This window comes from Thalassolituus oleivorans MIL-1 (assembly GCF_000355675.1).
In the GTDB taxonomy this organism is placed as follows: Bacteria; Pseudomonadota; Gammaproteobacteria; order Pseudomonadales; family Oceanobacteraceae; genus Thalassolituus; species Thalassolituus oleivorans.
The window spans coordinates 788,302-814,929 of sequence record NC_020888.1 but is presented as its reverse complement, the minus strand read 5'-3'; the positions used below and the strand labels follow the sequence as shown (position 1 = coordinate 814,929).

General features: G+C 46.2%; 21 protein-coding genes. 7 read left to right on the top strand and 14 right to left on the bottom strand.

The annotated features are described in order from the left end of the window. The first annotated feature begins 282 nt into the window (after positions 1-282). Entirely contained in the window at positions 283-1,188 is a 906-nt protein-coding gene (locus TOL_RS03715) for a DMT family transporter (protein WP_025266155.1), read from the top strand. Between the two features lie 115 nt (positions 1,189-1,303). Here TOL_RS03715 and ggpS read toward each other — a convergent pair whose 3' ends face one another. From ggpS to gtfA, 5 genes are all read right to left on the bottom strand, one after another. Then, positions 1,304-3,562 carry a glucosylglycerol-phosphate synthase gene (ggpS, locus tag TOL_RS03710; RefSeq protein ID WP_015485939.1) on the bottom strand — a complete coding sequence of 753 codons (2,259 nt, stop codon included), beginning with the start codon at positions 3,560-3,562 and terminating at the stop codon, positions 1,304-1,306. A gap of 345 nt (positions 3,563-3,907) precedes the next feature. Further along, the gene (locus tag TOL_RS03705) at positions 3,908-5,557 is read right to left on the bottom strand and encodes a methyl-accepting chemotaxis protein (RefSeq protein WP_015485938.1); all 1,650 of its coding nucleotides are present in this window, start codon (positions 5,555-5,557) and stop codon (positions 3,908-3,910) included. Positions 5,558-5,590: 33 nt separating this feature from the next. Further along, on the bottom strand, positions 5,591-6,169 hold the full coding sequence (locus TOL_RS03700; RefSeq protein ID WP_015485937.1) for a cache domain-containing protein: 579 nt from the start codon (positions 6,167-6,169) through the stop codon (positions 5,591-5,593). Between the two features lie 100 nt (positions 6,170-6,269). Beyond that, positions 6,270-7,547 (bottom strand): MFS transporter, encoded by a 1,278-nt coding sequence (locus tag TOL_RS03695; protein ID WP_015485936.1) that lies wholly within the window; start codon positions 7,545-7,547, stop codon positions 6,270-6,272. Between the two features lie 113 nt (positions 7,548-7,660). Next, positions 7,661-9,103: a sucrose phosphorylase gene (gene gtfA, locus TOL_RS03690; RefSeq protein ID WP_015485935.1), complete on the bottom strand. Its 1,443-nt coding sequence runs from the start codon at positions 9,101-9,103 to the stop codon at positions 7,661-7,663. A gap of 518 nt (positions 9,104-9,621) precedes the next feature. On the opposite strand from gtfA, the gene mqo reads away from it, so the two are divergent. Both mqo and TOL_RS03680 read left to right on the top strand, forming a co-directional pair. Beyond that, a complete protein-coding gene (gene mqo / locus TOL_RS03685) occupies positions 9,622-11,106 on the top strand; it encodes a malate dehydrogenase (quinone) (protein WP_015485934.1) in 1,485 nt (494 codons plus the stop codon). 196 nt (positions 11,107-11,302) lie between these two features. Continuing rightward, positions 11,303-12,424, top strand: a complete 1,122-nt coding sequence (locus TOL_RS03680) for a CvfB family protein (RefSeq protein WP_015485933.1) — start codon at positions 11,303-11,305, stop codon at positions 12,422-12,424. Positions 12,425-12,431: 7 nt separating this feature from the next. On the opposite strand, the gene TOL_RS03675 is transcribed toward TOL_RS03680, so the two are convergent. The 4 genes from TOL_RS03675 to TOL_RS03660 form a co-directional block, all read right to left on the bottom strand. Next, positions 12,432-12,974, bottom strand: coding sequence for a DUF924 family protein (locus tag TOL_RS03675; RefSeq protein ID WP_015485932.1), 543 nt, complete (start codon positions 12,972-12,974; stop codon positions 12,432-12,434). 9 nt (positions 12,975-12,983) lie between these two features. Beyond that, positions 12,984-13,499: an SHOCT domain-containing protein gene (locus TOL_RS03670; protein ID WP_015485931.1), complete on the bottom strand. Its 516-nt coding sequence runs from the start codon at positions 13,497-13,499 to the stop codon at positions 12,984-12,986. 106 nt (positions 13,500-13,605) lie between these two features. Beyond that, complete coding sequence (locus TOL_RS03665) at positions 13,606-14,160, bottom strand: VF530 family protein (RefSeq protein WP_015485930.1); 555 nt, start codon at positions 14,158-14,160, stop codon at positions 13,606-13,608. 88 nt (positions 14,161-14,248) lie between these two features. Next, positions 14,249-16,237, bottom strand: a complete 1,989-nt coding sequence (locus tag TOL_RS03660) for a BCCT family transporter (RefSeq protein WP_015485929.1) — start codon at positions 16,235-16,237, stop codon at positions 14,249-14,251. Between the two features lie 163 nt (positions 16,238-16,400). Between TOL_RS03660 and TOL_RS03655 the strand changes: the two genes are divergently transcribed. Then, positions 16,401-17,996 carry an ABC-F family ATPase gene (locus tag TOL_RS03655; RefSeq protein WP_015485928.1) on the top strand — a complete coding sequence of 532 codons (1,596 nt, stop codon included), beginning with the start codon at positions 16,401-16,403 and terminating at the stop codon, positions 17,994-17,996. 241 nt (positions 17,997-18,237) lie between these two features. Then, positions 18,238-20,250 carry a methyl-accepting chemotaxis protein gene (locus TOL_RS03650; RefSeq protein WP_015485926.1) on the top strand — a complete coding sequence of 671 codons (2,013 nt, stop codon included), beginning with the start codon at positions 18,238-18,240 and terminating at the stop codon, positions 20,248-20,250. Between the two features lie 3 nt (positions 20,251-20,253). Here the strand turns inward: TOL_RS03650 and TOL_RS03645 are convergent, their stop codons facing one another. Continuing rightward, a complete protein-coding gene (locus TOL_RS03645) occupies positions 20,254-21,114 on the bottom strand; it encodes an endo alpha-1,4 polygalactosaminidase (RefSeq protein WP_015485925.1) in 861 nt (286 codons plus the stop codon). Positions 21,115-21,231: 117 nt separating this feature from the next. Here TOL_RS03645 and TOL_RS03640 point away from each other — a divergent pair, with 117 nt between their 5' ends. Beyond that, on the top strand, positions 21,232-21,867 hold the full coding sequence (locus TOL_RS03640) for a cyclic nucleotide-binding domain-containing protein (RefSeq protein WP_015485924.1): 636 nt from the start codon (positions 21,232-21,234) through the stop codon (positions 21,865-21,867). Positions 21,868-22,013: 146 nt separating this feature from the next. Then, positions 22,014-23,270 carry a sodium:proton antiporter NhaD gene (nhaD, locus tag TOL_RS03635; RefSeq protein WP_015485923.1) on the top strand — a complete coding sequence of 419 codons (1,257 nt, stop codon included), beginning with the start codon at positions 22,014-22,016 and terminating at the stop codon, positions 23,268-23,270. Positions 23,271-23,306: 36 nt separating this feature from the next. On the opposite strand, the gene TOL_RS03630 is transcribed toward nhaD, so the two are convergent. The 4 genes from TOL_RS03630 to tilS form a co-directional block, all read right to left on the bottom strand. Beyond that, positions 23,307-24,041 (bottom strand): glutathione S-transferase family protein, encoded by a 735-nt coding sequence (locus tag TOL_RS03630; RefSeq protein WP_015485922.1) that lies wholly within the window; start codon positions 24,039-24,041, stop codon positions 23,307-23,309. A 9-nt stretch (positions 24,042-24,050) separates the two neighbouring features. Next, positions 24,051-24,575: a thioesterase family protein gene (locus TOL_RS03625; RefSeq protein ID WP_015485921.1), complete on the bottom strand. Its 525-nt coding sequence runs from the start codon at positions 24,573-24,575 to the stop codon at positions 24,051-24,053. A gap of 112 nt (positions 24,576-24,687) precedes the next feature. Further along, the gene (locus TOL_RS03620; RefSeq protein ID WP_041588392.1) at positions 24,688-25,194 is read right to left on the bottom strand and encodes a hypothetical protein; all 507 of its coding nucleotides are present in this window, start codon (positions 25,192-25,194) and stop codon (positions 24,688-24,690) included. An 84-nt stretch (positions 25,195-25,278) separates the two neighbouring features. Then, positions 25,279-26,604, bottom strand: a complete 1,326-nt coding sequence (gene tilS / locus TOL_RS03615; protein WP_041588391.1) for a tRNA lysidine(34) synthetase TilS — start codon at positions 26,602-26,604, stop codon at positions 25,279-25,281. Positions 26,605-26,628 lie beyond the last annotated feature (24 nt).

The following is a 26,628-nucleotide window of genomic DNA, read 5'->3' as shown; positions in this document are numbered from 1 at the left end:
AGCAACTCTGCTGATCTATCTCCAGCGTGCATTCGTCTCTCACCACGACCCGCCAGAGCAAAAACTCTAGCAGCTGACTAGCACCCCGAATACTGACAAATGTCACTGGTATTCCACCGAATGCTGATTGGCGTCTTCAGTGTTAGCCTCGGCGTCACAAGCTTTATCCTTAAAAATGAAACAATGGATATCAGCCAGCCCTATTTATCAATGAGGGCCTAAGCTCTAGGATACGCGCCCAGCGTTAACCTCTGTCAGTTAACCGTTACTTTGGTGATTCTAGTGTCTTCTAACGCCCACCTATGGCTTCTCATCGTTCTTAGCACCTTGTTTTGGGGCAGCAATTTTAATGCTGCCCATGAGGTGGCCAATATAGTGCCACCGCTAACGGCAGCGGCAGAGCGTTTTGCCACAGCACTGCTGTTATTCTGGGGCTTTCGTTGGTGGACGGGGAAGGCTGAGTCACAACTGCAATGGCGTGATGCGCTAACGTTAGTACCGCTTGGCTTGTTAGGCGTGTTTGGATTTAACTATGCATTTTTTATCGCGCTCCACACCACATCACCGCTAAATGCAGCCCTCATTATGGCGCTAGCCCCATTAATATCAGTATTACTGTCAGTATTTCTATTGGGATCAAAAATCAATCGCCAGCAAGCACTCGGTATTGTCATTGCGTTTATTGGTGTGAGCTTAGTGATCACTGGCGGTAACTTCGCGCAACTTCAAATTGCGGTTGGCGATTTATGGATGCTTGGCGCATGCTTTGTATGGAGCCTCTACAGCGTCGGCTCAAAACGCTATGCCCCGCATATTCCATCAATGCAATTTGCACGCTGGACCGTCAGCATTGGTGCTGTCGCCTTGATAACACTTGCCCTAATCGTAGAGCAACCACTGCATACGATTCCGCAATTATCACTTAAATCTCACGCTGTTTTACTTTATATGAGTATTTTCGGTTCCGTATTGGCTTATATATTCTGGCTCAAAGGTGTACAAGAAATTGGACCCGATAAATCAGCAATTGCCTTTAACTTCGTACCGGTGTTTACCCTACTTGTCAGTCTGATACTGGGGGTATACCCCGACGGCATACAAATATCCGGATTAGTTTTAGTACTTGCAGGGGTTTTAGCATTTAACGGGGTATTAGCAAAAATCGTCACTAGGCGGTCACTCGTTTAACCAAGACTAACCAGTTAATTAAACTGAGAAATAAAACGTAAAAAGCCGGTTAATAAAACCGGCTTTTTTTCTCTTATTACAGCTATGCTACCCTTCGTTTTCAGGCCACTAAGAGCTAAGCAACTTTTACTAAACGTGTTTTATGGTTAGCTTTACCCTTTACTGCCGCCAAAAACTCATTCCCCCAATGCTCGATATCATAATGGCTCACAATTTCGTAAGCCTCGCGCATACGACTCCGCGCTTCGTCACGATTCATTGCTAGTGCCAAATAACAAGTCTCGGCCATTTCCGCGGGATCATGTGGATTCGTTAACATGGCTCCGCGCACTTCTGCCGCCGCACCTGCGAACTCAGATAATACCAGTACACCACTACCCTCAATCTTACCTTGGGTCGCAACGTACTCCTTAGCAACCAAGTTTAAACCATCGCGCAACGGCGTAATCCACATGACATCCGCCATAGCGTAATAAGCCACTAACTGCTCAAACGGTACAGCGCGGAAGAAAAATTGCACTGGAGTCCAGCCAACATCGGCATAGCGACCATTAATACGACCAACCGCCTGTTCTATTTCTATCTGAAGTTTTTTATACACCGTCATTTCTTTTGCTGCCGGCACACAGACAGTGACAAGCGTGACTTTACCGTGCAACTCAGGGTGATCTTCCAACAGTTTTTCAAAGGCTTGAAGCTTAGCAGGAATCCCTTTGGTGTAATCCAAGCGCTCAACCGACAAGACTAACTTAGTGCCACTTAACTCTTCACGCAGCTCCGTCATGCGGTTCTGAATAACAGGATCTTCTAACGCATCTGAAACTCGATTTAAATCTAATCCCACTGGGTGAGCGCCCAAACGAATACGGCGATTATTCACTTCGATTTCGGTCGTCATTTCATCCAAACCGACGGCACAGCCATAAGTTACAAAGCGAGGAGCACAACCCACTTTTTCTTTCACATCAATGGGGGTGACACCACGAGCAACGTCGACAAAATTTTCAGCCTGACGTGGAATATGAAAGCCAATATAATCACATTGCAACAAGCTCCCCACTATCTCGCGACGCCATGGCAGAACATTAAATACATCTGCAGATGGAAAATACGTGTGATGAAAAAATGCGATGTTTAAATCTGGACGTAATTCGCGCAAATAGGCTGGCACCATCCATAAGTTGTAATCGTGAATCCATACGGTAGCGCCTTCAGCGGCTTCTTCACTGGTGCGCTCAGCAAAACGACGATTAACGTCTTTAAACACCTCCCAATGATCTTCTCGAAAAGTCGCTCGTTCCCAGAAAGTATGCAAGGTTGGCCAGAAAGCTTCTTTCGAGAATTTCTTATAGAAGATATCAACATCACGCTTACTCAAGCCCACCCGCGCTGCGACTAGATTCGGATACTTATCAACATCGACCTCAGTATGACTCTCGAATTCACCTAACTTTGGATCATGAATCGACCATGCCACCCAAGATCCCTTTTTTCCATCGGCGAAAAAACTCATTAACGTAGGAATAATGCCGTTAGGAGAGGTCGGACGACGACGCTTTTGAATACCATCTTCAATATATTCTTCATATGGCAAGCGGTGATAAACCATGACCAAATCAGATTGCCCCGGCGTTGCTGGCTCGCGCACCTCAGCACTGATGCCCTCTTCGCCTAAAAAACCAAAGTGACTAATGGCCTCCAAGATGCCACCGCAACCGGGTTCCAATGCATGATACACACGAGCACGGCTACGAGTAGCTTCTAGCAATCCAGCTTCCGATTCCCCCACACACACACCGATAAAATCGTGCTCATACATAGATAAATCATTCAATGTATCACCAGCAACCATCACATCTTCGCTATTTAATTCGAGGTGATTAATGAGAGCAGTTAGTGTCGCGCCTTTGTTAATGCCTTTGGGAAGAAAATCCAAATACAAACCCGCCGAATAAAGTACATCGCAGTTAAGTGTTGCGGCGATTTCACTTAATTCTTCGGTGACTGCACCCTCTTCGCAAAAATATGAACAACGACGCTCTTGCGGAACATCTTGACGCGTTAAACCGGCAATATGAGCGATCGCCTCTTCAATTTTGTGTTCGCCTGGCCACATATCTTCAATGGGGCTTTGTACCTCAAATACGGGCTGCAAAGTATGACCATTAACGATCGTGCAGCCGACGTCACAAATAATATAATCAGGCTGAGGGATCATAGTATCGGCGAGCAGTGGCAGCACAGACTCCAAACCACGTCCGGTAACAAAGACCAAATCAATGTTCGGATGCGCTGCGATTAATTGGTACAGCTGTTGACGCTGGGCAGCGTCGCCCGCGAGGAAGGTTCCATCAAGATCGGTAGCTAATAGCATAGTAGTCTCCTGTGGCTATGTGACAGGAAACGAAACGGTAAACTGAGCAAAAAATTACGAAAAGGACCTGTGAATTAAGGTACCTAAAAATTGAACCAAGCTAGATAAGCTCAAATGCAGTATTACAGCGCTTCGCTCCAAAATGAAATAATCAACATCGAATTTTGTCGAAATATTAACATCATTGTCAGAATTAATAAAAACTGACAATTAATACATGCATATTTCATACCTAGCAAATAAAAACGTTAAACACGCTTTTAATTTAGGATTTAACATTAATCATGCGCTGACAATAGCACCACCACTGTGCACATACAATTAAAATGCCACATAAGGTTGCATTTAAACTTTAAACTTATTCGTTGTTTGTAATAGCTTTTGATACAAATTATGCAAACTACGGCTTGAGTCTTCCACCTTACCAGCACGATCAGCACTCACGGTAGACAATTCATTAATGGAAGATATATTTTTATTGATTGCTTCAATAATTTTATATTGCTCTTCAGTGGATCGAGCTGTTTCACCAACTAAACCTTGAACCTTAACAAACGAAGCTTGAATTTCTTGAATCGAATCGCTGGTTTTCATACTGGAACTTAACGTTTTTTCAGCATTTTCAGTCGCTGAATCCATTGTTTTCACAGCAACAGACACGCTATTTTCAAGCTCGACAATCATATCATTAATATCTTTAGTTGATTGTTGAGTCTTGCTCGCGAGCGACCGAACCTCATCTGCCACTACGGCAAAGCCTCGACCTTGTTCACCCGCCCGCGCTGCTTCAATTGCAGCGTTAAGCGCTAACAGATTGGTCTGTTCTGCGATACCACTAATAACCGCAAGTACAGACCCAATACGTTCTGTACCTGTCTCAATTCTTGAAATCGCTTTATAAACTTGCTGAACATCGTTGGTTAAGGACTGAATGTCTGTTCTTGTCTGTTCAACTAACAAACGTCCATCTTCCGTACAATGCTGTGAATTTTTCGCTTCTTCAGCTGTGGTCGATGTATTTGCTGCAATACCTTTCAGGGCTTCACGCATTTTTTCAACAGCGACAGCCACCGAATTAATTGACTCATCTTGTTGACTAATCGATGTTTTTGCTTGCTTGGACATACCATTCAACTCACCAACATTGCTGCCAACGCCATTCGAGGTATGTATGATTTCGCTGATTAAACTATGTAATTTATCCATAAAACGATCGAACGAATGACTGAGGCGGCCTAATTCATCACTGCGTTTTGTATTAAATCTAACGGTCAGATCGCCCTCTCCTTCAGCGAGATCAGTGAAACGATCATTAATTTGATTGAGATCGCGGGTAATCATCCGTGGGAATAGTATTGCGAGAGATACGCAGGTAACCAATGCCAGAGCCAATAGAAAAACCTGTTTAAACATGGCTTGATCTTGCACTTGATCGACGTATTCCGATTCTTTATTCGAGAGTATTTCAATGTCATGAATCATGGCATTTAAATGGATCATTGATTCGTCAAATAGCTGATGTCCTTCAGCATAAGACAAACCCATCGCAGTACTGCGTCCGATTCGACTATCAGTCGACCTTTCTTGTTCTATTTTGGTAGTAATGGCTTTCCATTTTCCAAAGCTAGTTAGCAAGGACTGATAATTTTTATTTTGAGTTATTTTTGGGTCTAAATCGGCGAGCCTCTGAAAATTGTATTCGATTTCAGTCAAGCTTTCCTTATGCTGCTTTAGCATGGCATCGTAGTCTGATGACCCTACTTTTAAATTAAGCAAGCTTCGCTCTGCTACCACGACCCGGTAAAAATCCATACCCGTTTGTAACAGGATATTAAGCGCTGGCAAATCGTGATGGATAACAGTTCCGACTGCTTCTGATACCGTATTTCTGGAACTGATAGCGACAACAGATAAAGCAATTACCAGTAAACCGACAAGTGCCAAAGGCAGGGTTACTTTTTTTGCGAAACTTAAATTATCAAACCAATTTTTCATATCCCTGCTCCAAGGTACAACCAATTACCACAATCAAAGTTCGTCTAAATTAACTCCGATGGTCATTGCTCCTATTGCTTTATCGCCATCCATAATAGGAATAGAAACTTGTACGAGGTAGGCTTGAGAACTTTCGTCAAATTTGACGTCACTCATATAGGTGTTTCCTACTCCACCTTTAAATGACTCAGTAAATTTTTCCTCGTCGCCCTGCCAATAATCAGAAGTCTTATTCGTCATGGCGACATTGGCACCTTGATTATCCATCAAGAAAAACTCAACAAAATACGGTTTACTTTGTTCTAGTGTCAGCATGTGCTTTGCGACAGCACTCGACATAAGCTCTGCCATGAAATCATCAACACCGGATGTGGCACGCCACACAGCATCGCGTTCTTGAATGGTTGCAAGCGTCAAACCTTCCGAGTTTTGCTGACGAACGGCGTCAATCAAAGCTTGATCAGTACTCCAAACCTCTAAATCCGGTAGGATTTCATGCAGTTTTGCCGGAGCTTCTTCGGCGATAGACAGCATTGAACATGCTGTTAAAACTACCCCAAATGCTACTTGCACGCAGCGCTTAGAAAAGAAATGTGACTTGATACTATTCATTCTGAAAGCTTCCTTTAGTTGGTCTAAAGGAAGTGTAGTTAAGGTTCTTACTCCCACAATAAATATCCAACAGATGTCAGTTTTAGTCTAAGAAAGGATTTCATGCCGCATTTTCTCTGGCTTGAGAAGATAGACTATCATCGACCTCCGATACTGCTTCAGATTCATCGGGGTACATTTCCAGCGCAGTTGGCGTGGTGCGCACCATGGCAACAAATTGTGCAGGATGTTCATACTCATCTTCGTTTCTAGCGTTAATCTTCCAGATGGCAAAGCCTGCGAGCAGCAGCTGCATAAAGCAAAAATATACTGGTAAAGCGCTTGGTCCGGTTACTGTCATTAACTGTCCTGCTAACGCAGGCCCAATGGCCGCTCCAATTCCATGAAGTAGCAAAACTGCACTGCCACCAGCAATGATATCCGGACCATCTAAGTGGTCGATTAGGTGCGCAACAGCAACAGGATAAATCGCAAAAGCCAAGCCACCATATAGAGCGATAGCGAATAATAGAGTCGTACTATTGAATCCAGCGGGTATCAGCAATAAAGCGGCCAGTGCTGCAAAAGCACAGGTAATGGCGATCACTTTTCGCCGATCGCTGCTATCAGAGTAACGACCTAAGGGATACTGCAACAACGCACCACCAAGAATGCCAGCGCTCATAAAGCTTGCGATACCGGCATCATCAAGCCCAACTTTGCCAGCATATACCGCCCCCATCCCCCAAAAAGCGCCCATGGCAAGCCCGGATAGCAAGGATGCGGCAACCGCAACGGGAGCAATTCGCCATAAGAAGGGAATACGTAATCGCTTAACCGTCTGTACCTCTGGAGGAGTTAATCGAGTCCATGCAACCGGTACTAAACTTAAAGTAACGAGCATTGAAGCCAAGGCAAACAGAATATAAGACTCTGCTGAATCAAAACGCATCAACTGCTGCGCCAAAGTTAATGCTGCTAGGTTAACCACCATGTAGACAGCAAATACTTTTCCACGCTGGTTTGCTGGAGTTTGTGCATTGAGCCAGCTCTCGATTACGGTATATAAAATCACCAGCGAGATACCGGTCAGTACTCTTAACCCCACCCACACCCAAGGGTTAATTATCAATTGATGCAGCATCACAGATACTGAAGCAACAGCAGCGCAAAGCGCAAACACTCGGATGTGGCCGACTCGGCGGATCATAGGCAACGCGATAAACGTACCAACAAAAAAACCCACAAAATAGCCCGACATTATTAGGCCCATCGTGCTGGAATCGTACCCTGCTGCCCCTCCACGTATCGCTAATAAGGTATTTAACAAGCCACTACCAAGTAATAATAACGATACACCCGTCAGCAATGAGCCGATGGGCGCAATGAGTTGTAACATAAACGAAAATACTCCTGTGCGAATTGAGGCGCTGGAAGTCTAAGCAGCAAAGACGACAGCCTCGTGACATTTATCCGAAGCTTAGCAGCCTTGCGGAAATTCTACTGCTTCAATCAGCAGGTAATAGTGACTTCCGTTAAATGTTCTGTTTCCAGATACGTCAACGTGGTGGTTTTAAAGTTCAAATCGACAAAGATACGGCAATAATATTCGCCGTGACGCCACGCCATGCAAATACTCGTGTCGTTTGAAGAATTTAGCTCAAAGTGGCCATCAAAGGCGGGATACTGTGTACGAAACTCCATTAATTTGGTCAGACGTTTCACCACCGGCTTTTCTACGGCAGCGTCAACCTCATCCAACGAATAATAATGGCGATTAATATCACGCAACTCACCGCTACTTTCCATTAATTCATTATCATTTTCGCCAGCAAGCCACCCAACGTAATAAACCTGCGGAATTCCTGGCGTAAAAAACTGTATTGCACGAGCAGCAATGTAGGCGTCATCGTTTTGCATCAAAGCATCATAAAATGTGCAGGTAATTTGATAGATAGCACCCACACTATGAATATTCGCTGCCGAGCGACGTAGAATCGGATCTGCACTGCGTGACTGTAAATTATCGATTAATGCTGTAATGCAATCATTAGGTAGAACACCTTCGACATCAGGAATGCAAATTCCATCATGAGTGTCTAACACCGTAATCATGTTACGAGGACACATACGCAGCCAATTTTTAAGATGAACGCTATTGGCATCTAACAAGGAGAATAACAGCAGAGGGGGCAACGCAAATCCATAAGGGTGCATATTTCGGCGTGCTATCGCATATTGGTAGCTAGTGTGATCATGTACTTCGGGGAGGCACTCACATCCATGCCTTTGCGCTACCGAATTAACCCAATCAAGAATTCGATACACTTCTGGTTCAACTAAAAAACACGTCGATCCAATACGCTTAGTGGTGTAGCCAAATGCATCCAACCGAAATAATTTTACGCCTTTACTCGCCAAAAAGGCGATGTAACTTTCCATTAATTCGTAGGTTATATCGGCTTCGTAATTTAAATCAATTTGCTTCTCGGTAAAGGTACACCAAACACGATCGGTCGTACCGTCGCCAAAAGTGACATCGCGGAATGGTTCTTTTTCTTTGCGAATATGAATTTTCGCCATGTCGTCTGGCGTAATCTCGCCCATACGCCCAACTCGTACAAACAAGTCGCCATATTTGGAGGCGTCACCCTTCTCGATAAAGTCTAAAAATTCAGGGGATTCATCCGAAATATGATTCACCGTTAAGTCAGCGCAAATATCATATTTAGCGGCAATACGTTCTATATCAGCCCACGTACCATAACGTGGATCAACTTCTTTATGAGTCAGCGGTGAGAATCCACCATCAGCGTTCGATGGATAGAAAGGTAAAATATGAACGCCGCCAACGGCTTCAGTGAGATGTTTCTCTAAAATACCGTAAAGATCACTCAAGTTATTGCCTAAGCGGTCTGGGTAGCAAATTAGTTGCACCGAGTTGGTCAATGCCATACGCATTCCTCCTGATGGGTTTGCTGTGTGTCAGTCACCTCAGCTACCTTAACGAGCCTAGCGCCTTAGTGACAGTTTCATTATCTAGATCACACTGTTCCAGCACGCCTAGGCCCGACGGAGTGGCCATTTAGGTTAAATATTCGCGGTACTATTGAGTGTAGCCACAGAGCAAGGTACGTAGAGCTAATCGGCATAAAGTCACTTTATATTCGTCAAATTTGCACCTTGCCAAGCAACCACCGAAGCTGCTAAACAATTGACCGAAAAGGTCTTTTCCGGTATTTTCGCGTCAATTAAGCGGCCTGAGTTTGGGAACCGGTAAACACCATTTTTCTATCCTCAGCTGACCAGCCTCCTGCAAGAGGTTGAGCCTCACCTAATATAATGCGCGGGTACAGCCAACTAGCGGATACCACCGGGCTGTGTAAAACTGAACATGTGTCGCGACGCCAAAAGCACCAAAGACGTCGCTAATACCCGCTTTGAAAGATTTTCTGTTAATAGGCGATTCCATAATGACTACACAAAAAGTCGATGTGCTGCTCGTCGGCGGTGGCGTGATGAGTGCAACACTGGGGACTCTTCTCTCTAAGCTTGATCCTTCTCTCAGCATTGCGATGGTTGAACGACTCGACCATGTTGCACACGAAAGCACCGATGGCTGGAACAACGCAGGTACAGGTCACGCTGGCTACTGTGAACTCAACTACACCGCCGAAAATGAACATGGTGTAGTGGATATCGAACGCGCGTTAAGCATTAACGCCAACTTCGAAATCTCTTTGCAGCTCTGGAGTTATCTCGTTGAGCGTGGCGAGCTTCCATCCCCTTCAGAGTTTATTAACACAACGCCACATATGAGTTTTGTGTGGGGCGAAGACAACGTCGCATTTTTACGTCAGCGCCACGAAAAAATGAGCGCCCATCACCTTTTTAAAGAGATGGAATTTAGCGACGACCCGTCGGTTCTCAAAGAGTGGATGCCACTCGTCATGGCGGGACGCAATCCCGACGAAAAAGTAGCAGCCACACGAGTTAAGCATGGTTCCGATGTCGACTTCGGTTCGCTAACCCGCAACCTTGTTAAGCAACTGCAAAAGCATGAAAAATTCTCATTGTTAGTAAACCATGAAGTCGATGACTTCGAGCACGCCCGAGACGGCAGTTGGTTTGTTCGCATCAATGACCGCAAAACCAAAAAAGCCACTACGGTTCGCGCTAAATTTGTTTTCCTTGGTGCTGGCGGTGGCGCACTACCCTTGTTGCAAGAATCTGGTATAGACGAGGCCAATGGCTATGGTGGTTTCCCAGTCAGTGGTCAATGGCTAGTATGCAAAGATCCTAAGATCGTTAGCCAACATCACGCCAAAGTCTACGGCAAAGCAGCCATAGGGGCACCCCCAATGTCGGTGCCACACCTTGATACTCGTATTATCAATGGTGAACCGGCGTTACTGTTCGGACCATTTGCTGGCTTTACGACGAAGTTTTTGAAGAAGGGCTCGAAACTTGATCTTCTTAAATCCGTCAGTATCAGCAATATGTTGCCAATGATGTCGGTAGGCATTAATAACATGGACTTAACAAAGTACCTGATCAGCGAAGTCCGTCAGTCGCACAGCGATCGCGTTGCATCATTGCGCGATTACTTTCCAGAGTGCAAAGACAGCGACTGGACTCTTGCCGACGCTGGTCAGCGCGTGCAAATCATCAAGAAAGATGATCAAGGACGCGGTAAGTTAGAATTCGGGACTGAGCTGGTCGCCTCCAAAGACGGTTCATTAGCCGCACTGCTTGGCGCATCACCCGGCGCCTCAGTAGCCGTGCAAGCCATGATCGAAGTGCTTGAACGTTGTTTTGCCGACAAGATGAAGTTTGGCTGGGACAAACGCTTAAAAGAAATGATCCCATCCTATGGGCAATTACTGAAGCGCGACCCTGAGTTACTCGCAGTTACTCGAGAACGTACCCTGCGTACGTTGCAGCTAAACCAAGACTAAGTATTAGCAAAGTCGTCATAGCAGCAATCGGAGTTCAGGTGTATTCACCCGAATATACCTGAACTTTCTTTCCTATTTTCAACAGCCCTGCCTAGGTTTTAGCTGCCAATCCTTACTTCATCGATCTGCCAAAAGCACTCGCTGTGGTACACTGCGCAACAATTGTTAATAACACCTCTCTTGCTGGAACTGCATCATGGCCGAACTCGGACGCTACAACACCCTCACAGTCATTGATGAACTTCCACAGGGCATATATCTCGACGACAATGAAGAAGGTCGCTTACTGCTGCCACGTCGCCAAATCCCTGAAGGCACTAAGAAAGGCGACAGCCTCAACGTCTTCGTCTATCTAGATTCTGACGACCGCCCAATTGCCACCTTGCAGCGCCCGCGTGTACAACTGCATCAAGCCGCTGCACTAGACGTTAAAGAAGTAAACCGTACCGGTGCTTTTTTAGATTGGGGCTTAGCTAAAGATTTATTTGTACCTTTTGGTGAAATGAATCAGCGCATGGAAGAAGGCAAAACCTATGTCGTTTATGTATATCTCGACAACACCAATCGCTTAATTGCTACGGCAAAACTAAATCGTTTTATCAAAGACGAAGCGAAAGCGACTTGGCCTGGTGCTGCTGATCCTTTCGAGCAAGGCGATAAAGTGAATTTACTCATCGCTCAACGCACCGACCTAGGCTACAAAGCCGTGGTGAATAACGAATACTGGGGCTTAATCCACGAAAGCCAAATTCGCACCGCCATTCGTGTTGGCCAGCGCATGGATGGTTATGTTCGCCGCGTACGCGAAGAAGATCATCGCCTCGACCTCTCTCTAGAGCCACTCGGCCATGTGCGTATTGATCCCGTTGCCGACAAAATCATGAAGAAATTAAAAGACGGTAATGGCAGTCTTGGATTAAACGATAAAAGCCCTGCCGATTTAATTGAATTACATTTTGGCGTGAGCAAGCGTGCATTCAAAATGGCGATTGGTAAGCTGTATAAAGAGCGTCAAATCGTGATCGAAGACAACGGTATTCGCTTAGCCACGGCTGAAGAGAAAGTACGATCAGATTTAAAACCGACTCCGAAAACAGATGGTAAAAAACCAGCCGGTAACGAGCGTAACGAAAAGAAAACCTTTAGTGATAAAAAGCCCCACCCTGCTCGCAGCGACAGAACGACGAGCGAGCTTAAGGCAAAAGACACTAAAAAATCAGAAGTAGAAAAACCGAAACCCGAAAAACCGAAGACAAAGAAAACGGTCTATAAAAATCCGAAAGCACCTGGCGGAAAAACGCTGTCATTAAAGAAATAATGATTCGTTAAAAACCCGAACCCGGCTGTTGTAAAAATACTATTTCTTCAGCCGTAGACTCTCGCCCTAAAATCGCATTACGATGTGGATAACGCCCATATTTAACAATAATGTCGCGGTGGAGATGCTCATAATTTAGATTATCTTCTAGTCCTGGCAGCGCAAATAATCGCAAGGCCTCTTCATGTATAACCAAAGACTCGCTGTGCATATATGGCATGTACAGAAACTTACGCTCAGTCAACGGTAAGTTGTTGTCCAATCCTTGCGCTATGGCTTCTTGTGCTAGCACTAAGGCCAAAGCATCGCTAGCAAACGCTTGCGGTGAGTCTCGATAGATATTACGTGAAAATTGATCCAATACGATCACTTCTGCTAAGCGCCCTTCTATCGACTTGCGCCACTCATACAATTCACCCCTTGCGGCCTTTGCGTGCAAATCTCCAAAACGTTGTTGGATAACCTGATCAAAGGCTGGATCTTTTTTGAACCACTGCGCAGGTTTACTTTCTTTAAACCAAAAATCCAACACATCATCAGAGGTAATCATCACTAACTCCTATAAGTCGTCCAATATATCTGCACGCTTAGCTTTGTATTCTTCTTCGGTTAACAAACCCTTTTTGTTTAAGGCTTCTAACGTGGTTAACCGTTCTTCAATGGAAAGCTCTACCATAGGCGCAACAGCAGACTTCACCGGCATAGCACGCATAGGAGCTGAAGAATTTTCTTGCTCGGCAGCTACATCATCGGCCACGAAGTCATCACACAAATAATAATCTGCAGCCATATCTGTTTTTTCAATAATGACATAGCGACCATCCACCCGCGGGCGGCGCGTTTCGCTGGATATAGTCCCCTTGATCACGACGGTATTTCCGCCCTCAGCCAAAGCATTTTGGCGATGACGTTCTTCGCATACTTCCACACCGTCGTTTTTAATCGACGAGCAGGAATCGCTCTTAATTAATGTGCAGTGCTCTTTGCTAACAACATCGCGGATAACCACATTTTCCGCATGAACAAGCGACAAGCCGCAAAGCAAAGGTAAAGCGAGTGCAATAACTGGTTTCATAAATGTATCCAACGATAACTACAAATATTGTAAGAAGAATGTCTGATTGGAGGGCAAGGTCAAGCTTACCACCACAGCCCTAGCCGCACCCGACCGCGCTTGGGTATTACTTCCATTTAGCCCAAGGATCAACGCCTGAACTTGTGTCTGAAGCAGCAGGCGATGATTCTTGTGGTTTATTTGGCTTACCTTGTTCCGAGCCTTCGGTTCTAGGGCGAGAGTTACCACGACTAACTCCGTCACGGCGATACCCGCCACTACGGCTGCCAGCACCTTTCCCTTTGCCGCCAAACTCTGCTGCTTTTTTCTCGCGCTTTTCACGCAAGCGCTCAGCATCTTCCAAGCTCAATACTGCGGGTTCACCCGGCACTTGATCAGATGGCACAATACGATCACGCGGCGGTAACGCAAACTGAGCGCCCGAGGCCTTAGGCAAGCTCTTGTACTGGTACATGTAGAAGGCTTCTACTTTCTCTCGTGCCCAATCCGTCTTCTTCAAAAACTTCACACTCGATTCAATACTCGGATTAGTTTTAAAGCAGTTGATGTTCAAGTACGCAAACAAAATCTCAAAGCCGTAATGGTCTACTAGCTCCGTTAGCAAGGGCTTTAAACTAAGGCCATGCAAAGGGTTGTTTTTGTAATTGATATCGTCAGTCATGAAAGCGCCTAAAGCAGATTATGTAGCTACCTATTATAACTGCTTGGCAGAAAAGTACCTACCGCGACACTGCGGTAGGCAGCGGCTACTACGACACGGTATTCCAGGGCAAATGTCCAGGAGCGGCATCAACAAAGTTAAAGTACTGTTCGAGCTGATCAATAAGATCGCGAATCACTTCATCGCGGCTGCAACCGTACAGTTCATAACCGAGTGCACCATTGCGAATATAAACATCTGCCTGCCAATGCGTCGCGAGTGTTGTGCCATCGGTATGTACGTCGGGCACTTGGTGTTCCGTTGCGAGCACTTGGTAAAAGAAATCCAATTTCTCATCGCGCTCTAGCTGAAACGTTACGCCATTATCTTCAGCAGTGATATTGGCTTTCCAATCATGAATCGCCAGTTCTTTTTGCACTTCCTCCATGGCTGGTGTCACCACTTCTTTAATAAAATGTTCGATCTTGGCTTGCTCAGGAAATTTAAACAGAGCACTTAAGCGTTTACGCCAACTAGTCTCATTACTGAACGCGCGTACCGGCGCAGCCGCAGCAACCAATGTAGCGCCGCGATGCCCTTCTATCACCAATGCTCGCCATAACCCAAGCGCCGCTAACAACATAATAATGGCAAAGGGCAAGGCCGCTAATATACTCATCGTTTGTAACGCGCTGAGTCCGCCTGCCAATAATAATGTCGACGCAATTACACCTTCTAGCGAAGCCCAAAATACCCGCTGCCAAATAGGGGTTTCATGCGCTCCACCCGAGGCCAACGAATCAACCACCAACGAGCCCGAATCAGATGAAGTCACAAAGAAGGTAATAATTAGAAAAACGGTAATGACCGATAAAAAAGTCGACCATGGCAACAAATCATAAAACTCGAACAAGGCCACAGCATGATCAGCTTGCACCTCACCGATCAATACTTGCTTACCTTGCTCCATGATCAGGTACAACGCAGTGTCACCAAAAATAGCGAACCATAAAAAAGTAAAGGTCGTCGGCACAACCAATACGCCAAACACAAATTGGCGAATGGTTCGACCGCGACTAATTTTCGCAATAAATAGACCGACAAACGGTGCCCATGCGATGGTCCAAGCAAAAATAAACAAGGTCCAATTGCCGATCCAATCACTTTGGGTGTAGGCCTGTAGATTAAAGGTACGCGAGACGATATTGCCAAGATAAGCGCCGGTGTTCTGCACAAACGCATCGAGAATATGAATACTTGGGCCGACAAGAAATACAATGCCCATTAAAAATACTGCCAAAACCATATTCAATATGGATAGATTTTTAACACCTTTATCCATACCTGCCACTACAGAGCCAATCGCGGCGACAGTAATTAGAGCAATGGCGGTAATCTGAACCGTCGTGCTTATTGGTATGTCTTCCCACAGGTAATGCAGGCCTGCATTAATCTGCGTTACCGATAAACCTAACGTAGTTGCCAAACCGAATAAGGTACCTAAAATCGCAAACACATCGACTGTATGACCAATCGGCCCATAAATCCGATCACCAATCAGCGGGTATAAGGCCGAGCGCACAGATAAAGGCAAGCCATGGCGAAAGGCAAAATAGGCTAGCACTAAACCCATCAGGCCGTAGATTCCCCAGATATGCAGACCCCAATGAAAATAGGCTATCTGCATCGCTTCGCGGGCAGCTTGTACCGTTTCGGCTGTGGCATTCGGGGGCTGCGAAAAGTGTAGTACCGGCTCGGCAACGCCAAAAAATAGCAAGGCTATGCCGTAACCTGCGGAGAACAACATGGCAAACCATGCAGGAAAGCTATATTGCGGTTCGGCGTGGTCGGGGCCCAAGCGGATATTGCCCCAACTGCTAAACCCAACACAGATGATAAACACGAGAAAAACCGCGGTGGCCAGCATGTAAAACCAGCCAAAGGTTTCGGTTACCCAAGCAAGCGCACTTTTAAATACCTCCCCTGCAAGTTCAGGATTACTGAGCGTGCCTAGGATCAAAAGCAGTGTGATAACGACAGCGGGAACAAATACCGGCAGCAGCACTGCACCCGTTATCGTTCGTTGTGAATTGGTCATAAATTGTCCTCCTCCTTTTTACCCTGACAAACCCAGCCGCGAATAGCAACCTACAATCCCTGCTACAAAAGCGCGGGCTTGCCCTAACGCGCTCGTTTTTTAACCGCAAATCGCGTATCATCCCGCGCCTAAATCTATCCATCTGCAATATCAGGAATCTGCTGTGATCTCCACTGCTAACATCACCATGCAATTCGGTGCTAAGCCGCTGTTTGAGAACATCTCGGTTAAATTTGGCGATGGCAATCGCTACGGTTTGATCGGCGCCAACGGCTGCGGTAAGTCGACTTTCATGAAGATTTTGGATGGTTCGCTAGAGCCGTCTGCCGGTAACGTCAGTGTTACCCCCAACGAGCGCTTGGGTAAATTAAGCCAAGACCAGTTCGCCTTTGAAGAATTCACCGTGATGGATACTGTGGTGATGGGCAACAAAGAGCTGTGGGCAATCAGACAAGAACGCGATGCGATTTATGCCAATCTAGAAGCAACGGAAGACGACTACATGCGTGCCGCCGAGCTAGAGGGCGAATTCGCAGAGATGGATGGCTATACCGCAGAATCTCGTGCTGGCGATCTGCTATTAGGCGCAGGTATTGCGACAGAGCTGCATTTTGGCCCTATGAGTGAAGTGGCTCCCGGTTGGAAGTTGCGTGTGTTATTGGCACAGGCCTTGTTCTCTAATCCGGACATCCTGCTGCTCGACGAACCAACCAACAACTTGGATATCAACACCATTCGTTGGTTGGAAGGCATCATCAACGAGATGAAATGCACCATTATCATCATCTCGCATGACCGTCACTTTTTGAACTCTGTATGTACCCACATGGCCGACATCGACTACGGCGATATTAAGATCTATCCGGGTAACTACGATGACTTCATGATGGCCTCAACCGCTGCACGTGAACGTCTGCAATCAGAAAACGCGAAGAAGAAAGCGCAAATTGCTGAGCTACAGCAGTTCGTATCGCGCTTCTCGGCTAACGCCTCTAAAGCGAAGCAAGCGACCTCTCGTGCCAAGCAGATTGATAAGATTCAGATCGATAAAATCAAACCTTCTAGCCGTCAAAACCCGTTTATTCGTTTCAACCAAGAGAAGAAGCTGCACCGCCTAGCTCTGGAGATCGAGGGTTTAACCCACGCTTACGATGGTGAAGCACCGCTATTCAAGAATACTAACCTCATGATTGAAGCTGGCGAAAAAGTCGCGGTTATCGGTGCCAACGGCGCGGGTAAAACCACCTTCTTGAAGTGTTTGGTCGATCATGTGACACCAACCGCCGGCATGATTAAGTGGTCGGAAAACGCGAGCTTGGGCTACTACGCACAGGATCACGAATACGAATTTGAACAAGGCGGTAATTTGTTCGAATGGATGGAGCAGTGGAAAACAGCTGAACACGACGATCAAGCCGTTCGTGGCACCCTGGGCCGCTTGCTGTTCAACCAAGACGATATTAAGAAGTCGGTAAAGGTATGCTCAGGTGGTGAAAAAGGTCGCCTGCTGTTTGGTAAGTTGATGCTGCACAACCACAACGTGCTATTACTCGACGAACCAACCAACCACATGGATATGGAGTCCATCGAATCGCTGAACATGGCGCTTGAAATGTTTGAAGGCACCTTGATCTTCGTATCTCACGACCGCGAGTTTGTATCCTCATTGGCGACGCGAATCATTGAAATTCGCGACAACCAGATCGTCGACTTCCACGGCACCTACGATGAATACCTCAAGTCGCAGGGCGTGGAATAACAGCTCCCCGCTTCTCGTCAAAAAAGCCGCGCCTGTCGCGGCTTTTTTATGCCCTTCAGAAAGCTGCGCTCCGATACCCGTAACGATCCATATAACCAATAACAAGTTTTCTACCCTTTTTTAAAATTCTAACCATTTTTGCATCATAAAAACTGGCGAGTAACTCGCTTGCCGCCTATACCAATAGAATGGCCAAGGGTCTACTCGCTTGCTCTCTTAGGTAAAAAACGGATCTTCAATTATGTCGTTATCACAGCGTTCAACAGCAGCTCTAGCAATACTGATTACGCTCCTACTCGGTTTGTTTTTTGCTGGCCAATATACGCGCAATGAGCTCGTTACTACCCTTGATTACATTACCGGGCCGGCTTGGGACACCGCCGACGGCGCAATGGAGGCCACGATTACCATTGAGCGCGAAATGTTGCTGCTCAATCAGCTATTTGCCGGTGAAAACATTGATATTCAACAATTAAAAACCGCTCAGACCGAAGCTGAAGAAGCACTCAATCGCTTACGGCTTGCCAACCTGCTTGATCCACAACTGATCACCAATATTGACTCTCAACTCGCCCAGTTCCACCAAGCTGGCAACAGCCTTCAAGCGAGTTACAAAGATTATCGCTCAGCGCTCGCCACCTTCGATGCCCACACAGTGAAGTTTGTTGCCTTCAGCGCAATCGCTGAAGAAGAAGGTGACGCAGCCGTAGAATCCATCGCCGCTGATCCGAGCTACCCAATTAGCTGGGACACAGGTCTAGCCGAAAAATGGCAAGCAGCTGATGGTGGCATGGAAGCGTCTATTGGCTTCTTTCAACAAATGTATTTCTTAGCTCGAATGACATCCGACGGCGTATCGGAATCGCTACAGGCGCAATTGAATGAAGCCATTGGCTTTCAACGCGAAGCAGTCAAAGAAATGCTGGCCAGCGGTTTATTTGATAACTCGGCACCGGCGGCATACGGTGTCGGCAGCATGGCAAAGATTTACCAAGAAAATCTACAACAACATGTTCAATTGTTAAACCAAGTCGTCGTTACCCTAAAAAATTTCCAACAACAAAAAATCGCATACTCCCAAACCTCGGAACAACTGCTAGATCACATAGGCAAGGTTGAAGAAAAAGCCGATCAACAAGTAGAAGGGAGAATTGCCGGTATTGCAGAACAGCAAAGTGCAGCCTCAGCCACCATGATGATGATTTTAGTTGGCTGCCTCTCGATTTTTATTTTTGTTGGTTATTACGTTAAAACACGAGTTATTAAAACCTTACTTGAAATTACCTATTCGCTTCATCAGGTGGCCAATGGCGATGGCGATCTCACTCGTCGTTTAACTTACAATAAGCAAAATGAACTCGGTGATATTTGTCGTTCGTTTAACAGCTTCTCTGAAAAAATTGCAGTCATAGTGCAAGAAGTTAATACAAAATCAGAACAATTAGCCGCAGGCATAGATACCTGCGTTAATTTATCTCAGCGTATATCACAAGAAACAGCGAGCACCGCCAATAGTGCATCTGGCGTATCTAAAGCTATTGAGCAAGTTCAGGATGGTGCAACCGAGATCGCGCGCAGCTGTACCCATGTTGCTGAGGAAACACGCCAAACAGAGAGCATTGTCGGTAGAGGAAAAACGGAAGTAAGTAATACGGTAAGAGATACTCTCTCACTTGTGGATGTATTAGATGAATCCAGTGATTTAATTCGTAATCTAAAAGCCCAAGCCGACCGTATTGACCGTTTAGTCACGGTTATTGGTGATATTTCAGAGCAAACGAATTTATTAGCACTGAACGCTGCAATCGAAGCTGCTCGCGCTGGCGAACAAGGACGAGGATTTGCGGTAGTTGCCGATGAAGTACGCGATTTAGCGACAAGATCAGCCTCCTCTTCACGTGAAATATCAGAGGTCATTCGTACCATTGTTGATAGTACCCATAAAGCGGTCGATAACATGAGTACCTCAGCCGAGCGAGCACGCTTAAGTGTCGCAGCGTCACAAGCCGCTGGCGTAACCCTAGATCAAGTTCTTGATCATATGAAAACTGTAAACGAGCAGATTCACACGGTCGCCGCGGCGGCGGAGCAGCAATCACAAACCTTATTAGGGGTCACCTCTGATATGGGTAAGATGACGGGCATTGCACAACAATCGAGTAACGAAGCGATTGAAGCCGTGAACGTCAATAAACATCTATCATCACTAAGCCAAACTCTCGATCAAACAATGCAACAGTTTAAAATTGGCTAATATTCAAAGGCAGCTGTAACGAAAACTATCGTCGAGATCGAGTGGTAGAATTAAGCTACTAAAACCCAGAGCGTTCATTTGCGTACAAAAACTCTGACGAGCGGTATTATCGCTCGTCAGAGTTGCATCGTATTCAGCATGCAGCACTGGCTTATCGGCGTTAATGAAAGGTGTTAGCAAATCACATTCGTCGTATTCAAAACATTCTTCATTAACCGCAAAATCAAAGTAATCAATTAAATCATCTACGTGTGCAAGATCATTTTTTAAGCCTATGGCCAAGCCCCTTTCATGTGCGGCATTGGCCAAAAAACGGTTGTAGGCCAACTGCTGGCTACTCGTCAATGCAAAACCGGGATTATTGGTATAACCATCGACATTATCGGGTTCAACGCCATCACAGCCCTTGCTGCTAGCCAAATCTAGCCGTGCCTCCATGATCGCACGCACGTCGTCCGAACGAATGTCGAGCCAACGCTCACCTTCCCAACCATCGAGTTGATTCCCCAGATCCGCTTCGACAAATTGATCGGCATCATCTCGCCATTCTTCGTATGAACCTGCCGAGAAGTAGCAAATCACTCGCACATCACTCGCTTGTAAGTTAGCAATCGTAGCGGTGGATGAGTCAAACAAATCAACATCGTAGATAGCCACTGCATATCCGCTGTTCAGCGTGCCTTGTAACTGCCACTGCCAGGACGTTCCAGCAACTGGGCGATACCATTCACCAAGCGTGACAGGAAGAACAGCAGCGTCGTCGGCTGTTGCTTGAGAATCAGCGTCCTGGCCACCAGCACCGCACCCCGTCAGAGTACATGCCAATGTGAACACCCCCACAATTGTTGTTAACGCCTGTTTCATAACGAGTTTTCTCTAGGTAAAGTTTTCCCATAGGGTCAGCTATTGAACTGAGCGATGAGCTTCACAGCCCTCAAACCCGTGCTATATTCAATGGAATCGTTTTTAAAGGATAGCAGTATGCGTCAGGTAACCCGAGACGAATATCCCATAGAGTCACTACATCGAATCGTTAATGGTGTTACTTTTTTTAAAGAGCTCATTCTAACGGACCCTGCCCAATTTGAGCTTCTAATGAGCGTTACTCGCTTTATGGTAGCCGACCAAGATGAACTCATATTTCACAAAGACGACCGCGCAGACATCCTATATTTTCTGCTAAAAGGTCAGCTAGTCGTATTTGCTGACGATGAGGCCAACACCCTATTAGGTGAAGTTAATGCGGGGGAGCCATTTGGTGTAATGGCTATGCTGCTCAATTTCCGTCGCTCAGCGTCAATAAGGGTAAGTGGACGTCAAGCCTTGCTGGCTGGTATTGATTTTGCGCACTTTCGCCATGATCAAAACGCCAGTTTATTTGATGTGGGTACTCGCATTCGTTTCTTCCGCATGATCGACAATCACATACGCTGGGCTTTAGAACGCAACAAAATCGCTGAACCAGAGCATCCATTAGTCCCTAGACTACGTTCTTTGCCTATTTACACCGGCGAGAAAGACACGGTAGCCGAATTGCATGCCTTGATGCACCTTGCTCACGTACAAGCTGAATTGCTGCGCGATTGGAATGAAAGTACATTGGTATCGACTTCTTAATATCCCCGATTAACCGCTTAAGCAATGGATGAATCAGTTCGTTCCATCGATCTGACACTTTTTTGCTTTTAATAACGCAGTCACACTTTTAGAATGCGACTTCCTGACCCGCTAGTCGTCGGGTCTGCTGACAGAAGTCGCCTCCTATGCCTGAAAGTTTGTATTGGATTCTCATCGCTCTTGCTATTGCAGGATTGCTATCCGTAATTCTTGAAGAAGTCATTCACGTCAATAAAGCCCAATCAGTATTATTTTTTGGCGCTCTATCTTGGTTATTGCTGTTTATATTCGGTTCCGAAGCGGAAACTCACCAGCGAGTGATGGAAGGCTTACAGGAAAATATCGGCGAAATCGCAAGTCTTTGGCTGTTTTTATTATCAGCTATGACCTTCGTAGCTTATCTCAACAAGAAAGGCTTAATTGAAAATATTACCTACCGTTTTTTACCCCAAAATATCAGTGAGCGCCAACTACTGCTCGTGACTGGGTTATTCAGTTTTGTCTTTTCCTCACTTGCGGACAACGTGACCGCGACCTTAGTATCTGTCGCCTTAATTTTATCCCTGAATCTATCAGCGACTAAAACTCTGCGCTTTGCTACGGTTTCTGTCTTTGCAGTGAACTCCGGTGGTGTGGCTATGATCACCGGTGATGTCACGACACTCATGATTTTCTTGGCCGACAAAGTCAGTATCCCGCATTTATTGATGCTCGCAGGGCCAGCTTTACTCGCGGTGGTATTGCTAGCGACATTACTGGCACGTCCACTTAACGATAGTGTGAAAATCGAACGCCAAACAAACGAACTCCAGCGGGTTGATGTCACTATCGCTATCGTATTTTTACTCACCATCTTTGCCACGATTGCCGGCAACGTACTGTTCGATATTCCCCCTGTGTTGAGTTTTATTAGTGGTTTATCCGTGATGTTTTTAGTGGCGCGCGCTTTTGGTGAAGACACTGAAAACGATCCCATCATGAATTACATTCGCCAAATCGAATTTGATACCTTGATGTTCTTCTTAGGCATTTTATTACTGGTAGGATCGTTGAAAGAAATCCACGCATTGGATTCCATCGTACGTATCTACGAATTCCTACCAGCTTGGGCGGCGAACTACTCCATGGGTTTACTGTCTGCGTTGATTGATAACGTACCCTTGACCGCTGCTTTATTGAAAGCTGATGTCCCAATGGAAATGCAAGATTGGTTGGCATTAACTTACGCCGTTGGCGTGGGCGGCTCGCTACTGATTATTGGATCGGCTGCGGGTATCGTTGCTATGACTAAAATTAACGAGCTCACGTTCGGCTCTTATTTGCGCTTTATCGTCGCACTACTCATCGCCTACACCGTAGGCTACGCGGCAACGTTAGCATTAGGAACTTGGATAGGCAGTTAGGCGCATGAAATCCGCTAGCAATAACAGCGTTATTTGCTAGCGGTTTTGTTCGTAGCGTAATGCTAGCGATTGCAGCACATCTTTTTGGGTAGCGACCCAAGCCGTTATCGCCACCGGCATCTGCTCGACATCGGGCCAGCTAATACCGTATTGAGACGGTTGAAATAAAGGCGCAAATATTGCGCACGCCGTTAAATCGGCACGCGTAAATTTATCCCCTACCAGAAAGCGCGAACGCGAATACGTGCGCCACAGCTCTGCCAATATGTCTTCCATATCGTGCCGTGCTTTTAGCGCAGTTTCTGCATTAATTTGCATCCACTGGCGCATCACTCGTTCTACCTTTTTAAAACCCAGGCGCATGCCCCACTGCATATAAAAAGGCTGACGTGCTGCCAACATAGGCACAACCAAACTGGGTTGCTGCAATAAATGGTGATAACAAAAACAGCGTACTGCAGGCGCAGCGATACGATCTAGGCGCTCCTCCCAATCTCGCACCTCGGCAGCTAACGAAGGCTCTTCCGGCATTAAAGAGCGATTAGGGAAACGCTCATCAAGATAATCCAAAATTTGTGAAGAGCCTTGCACTATGGTGTCGTCTTCTCGGATCACTGGCACCGATGACTCAGAGGCAATACCCTTGACCGTGCGAATATGACCACCCGGTAATAGATTGATTTTTTGGTACGAGATCGATTTATACGCCAATGCCCAGCGCACTTTCTCGCAGTAGTGGGATATTGGAAATTGATATAAAACGATACTCATACATTTACCTTAATTAGGTTGAGACAGTTGCCGCAACGATTGCTGCAACGCCTGCCAATGCTCTACAGTGGTTACTGCCATGTCGGAGCCTCGGCATTCACCGAATATCGAAACGGGTGATTGCACCCGCCCATAGCGCAAACAGGCCTCTTTTACTAAACCGGTCGCCACTAAAGTGCCCTTCACATAAAAGTTGTGCTGAAAATAAACATACTTGTCATCCCAGAACAGCAACACTGTATCACTGTGTAACAATGCAAAAGGTGAAACAGGTCTAATATAGACGAGTTCCTGCGCAGCAATTAACCGACTTCCTGGCGACATTTCATGAAATTTGTGACTTACGTACCAGAATTCAAATCGGCCTAACTCCATAAAGCTAAAAAAGCGAAAGTTAGGTAAATGTAACCGCCAGCCCATATCATGAGGCAAAATTCGATAGCTCTGCTGTATTGCACCGTTCATATTGCTAAAGGGTTTTTTCATCACTAAAAGGCATAGCCACAGCCAAGCAAAACGAATAAATAGATTCATATCGACCTCCGAGAAAACAGCGATTCACTATATAGAAGAGACGATCACTGTTATTGGCCGAAAAGACATAACGAGAAGGAGTCAGCAGCGAAGGCTGACTAAATTAGAAAAATTAAGGTAGGTAAAATTGCAGTTCGACTTCTGCACCTTTTATCGTTTCTTCGATAGGACGCGTACGCGCTTCTTCTGATTCATCCCAATATAGTTTGCCTGACAAGTTCATCACTTGCTCTGGGATACGCCGCGCAAACACATCAGGAAGTACGTTAGAACGTGAGCGGTAACTGCCATCCCCCCAGTCTTCTCGGGGTAACGACAAGTTGAGCGGCGGTTTTTCTTTCGCATAATCATGCAATATGGGGAGTTCAGAGACATCGACATTAGCGCTAGGCGCATCGTCATCTTTGGTCACTGCAGCCACAGGAATGACATCCGTTTCTTTAATGCTGACATCGTTTTCTACCGCTTCGTCAGGCACCGATATTGGCTCATCTTGTGTAGGTTCTGACGAGCCAGTGAAAATTTCCGTTAGGCACTTACCCCGTAAAATCGGTTCACCATCTTCCATGCAGGCGGCAAGAAATAGAGATAAACAGGTAAGAAATAGCAAACGGAGCATACTAATAGCTTGGCCTCCAGGCCATATCAACAATGTAATGCAGCCTTAGTCTATCATTGGCGGCGAATGTTCCCAACTTGCCTGTTATGACAACCACTTAACGGCATAACCGTGAGCCACGACCACACTTTGATCATTACAAATACCTACCACCGCGCATAACTTTCCGTCCTGAAGTAGCAACGGCCAACGATCTCGCAGCCAAGGCGGAATCGAATTTTCTTGCCAAATATGCTTTAAGGTTTTTTGCGGACGACCAGCAGGACGCAATGTTTGCCCAACACATGAATAAGCCGGAATCAGATCATAGCGACCAGAAGCCAAGCCTTCTTCGCTCGTATTTGTGACGGTAATAGTGCTACCTGCCCATGGGAACCGAGTATTAGAGCCAAGATCAATGATGCAGGGGGTGACATCATCTAACTGTCGAGTCACATAAAGATGCTGTTGATAACGCCGGACGCAAATATCGCCTAACACCACTTGCGGATTACGATCTTCAGCAGCCTCTATTACCTCTCGTTGGATGCGCTCTAACATAGCAGCCGAAGGCATAGGCACACCACAACCGGCCAACCAGCCACGTAATAAATAAGGGCGATGATGCTTAGGCTTATCATTGAGCGCCGCTATAGAGCAGATCAGTTCGTTGGTACCGGGCCAATCACAGTAAGCTATGCAAGCATCTATTTCAGGCTTCAATAACTCCTGTAACAGTGCTTGATCGCTCTGCAATTGTTCTAGTGTGCGTTTTAACGATTCCTCGCGTCCTGTAAAGCGCTGCCAAATTTGCGGCAACAGTTCATTGCGCCACCAATTCCGTTCATAGCGCGTATCGGTATTGGATTCGTCTTCCACCCATGCAAGCTGCTGTGCTTGGGCATATGCCTCCAACTGCTTACGCGACACATGAAGTAAAGGGCGCACAAGCAACACGTCGCTATCATCGAATAAGGGGCGTACAGCCGCCATAGAAGCTAAACCAGTTAAACCCGAACCGCGAAATAAGCGTTGAAAGAAGGTTTCGACTTGATCGTCGTTGTGATGCGCCACTAGTACCAGATCATGGCTGTTGGCGTGCTGCTGAAAAACATCATAACGGGCGTTACGCGCCGCTTGTTCGATACCATTACCGTCACCAGTAACAGTCACTCTTGCGCTGATAAACGCGACGCCTAAATTTTCACTCACTGCTTGGCAATGCGCTTCCCACACGTCGGCGTTGGGCGATAAACCATGATGGACATGCAACGCAATAAGTCGTGCTTTTAAACCGTCGTTTTGCGCTAACGCGTGCAATAACACCGACGAATCCAAGCCACCGCTAAAACCGACAATCAAGCGCCCTTCTTCACCCAACATGGGAGCGAGAGCAGCGGTTAAATGATGAGTCAGATCAAGCGTCGTCATAGCACTCGCATCATGGAAAAAGAA

Excerpts from the sequence above, each read along its gene's own strand:
- TOL_RS03695 (WP_015485936.1), bottom strand. The coding sequence starts at position 7,547 with ATGTTACAACTCATTGCGCCCATCGGCTCATTGCTGACGGGTGTATCG.
- TOL_RS03660 (WP_015485929.1), bottom strand. The coding sequence starts at position 16,237 with ATGACCAATTCACAACGAACGATAACGGGTGCAGTGCTGCTGCCGGTA.
- nhaD (WP_015485923.1), top strand. The coding sequence starts at position 22,014 with ATGCCTGAAAGTTTGTATTGGATTCTCATCGCTCTTGCTATTGCAGGA.
- TOL_RS03650 (WP_015485926.1), top strand. The coding sequence starts at position 18,238 with ATGTCGTTATCACAGCGTTCAACAGCAGCTCTAGCAATACTGATTACG.
- mqo (WP_015485934.1), top strand. The coding sequence starts at position 9,622 with ATGACTACACAAAAAGTCGATGTGCTGCTCGTCGGCGGTGGCGTGATG.
- TOL_RS03680 (WP_015485933.1), top strand. The coding sequence starts at position 11,303 with ATGGCCGAACTCGGACGCTACAACACCCTCACAGTCATTGATGAACTT.
- TOL_RS03630 (WP_015485922.1), bottom strand. The coding sequence starts at position 24,041 with ATGAGTATCGTTTTATATCAATTTCCAATATCCCACTACTGCGAGAAA.
- gtfA (WP_015485935.1), bottom strand. The coding sequence starts at position 9,103 with ATGGCATTGACCAACTCGGTGCAACTAATTTGCTACCCAGACCGCTTA.
- ggpS (WP_015485939.1), bottom strand. The coding sequence starts at position 3,562 with ATGCTATTAGCTACCGATCTTGATGGAACCTTCCTCGCGGGCGACGCT.
- TOL_RS03625 (WP_015485921.1), bottom strand. The coding sequence starts at position 24,575 with ATGAATCTATTTATTCGTTTTGCTTGGCTGTGGCTATGCCTTTTAGTG.
- TOL_RS03700 (WP_015485937.1), bottom strand. The coding sequence starts at position 6,169 with ATGAATAGTATCAAGTCACATTTCTTTTCTAAGCGCTGCGTGCAAGTA.
- TOL_RS03645 (WP_015485925.1), bottom strand. The coding sequence starts at position 21,114 with ATGAAACAGGCGTTAACAACAATTGTGGGGGTGTTCACATTGGCATGT.
- TOL_RS03640 (WP_015485924.1), top strand. The coding sequence starts at position 21,232 with ATGCGTCAGGTAACCCGAGACGAATATCCCATAGAGTCACTACATCGA.
- TOL_RS03665 (WP_015485930.1), bottom strand. The coding sequence starts at position 14,160 with ATGACTGACGATATCAATTACAAAAACAACCCTTTGCATGGCCTTAGT.
- TOL_RS03705 (WP_015485938.1), bottom strand. The coding sequence starts at position 5,557 with ATGAAAAATTGGTTTGATAATTTAAGTTTCGCAAAAAAAGTAACCCTG.
- TOL_RS03670 (WP_015485931.1), bottom strand. The coding sequence starts at position 13,499 with ATGAAACCAGTTATTGCACTCGCTTTACCTTTGCTTTGCGGCTTGTCG.
- tilS (WP_041588391.1), bottom strand. The coding sequence starts at position 26,604 with ATGACGACGCTTGATCTGACTCATCATTTAACCGCTGCTCTCGCTCCC.
- TOL_RS03675 (WP_015485932.1), bottom strand. The coding sequence starts at position 12,974 with ATGATTACCTCTGATGATGTGTTGGATTTTTGGTTTAAAGAAAGTAAA.
- TOL_RS03620 (WP_041588392.1), bottom strand. The coding sequence starts at position 25,194 with ATGCTCCGTTTGCTATTTCTTACCTGTTTATCTCTATTTCTTGCCGCC.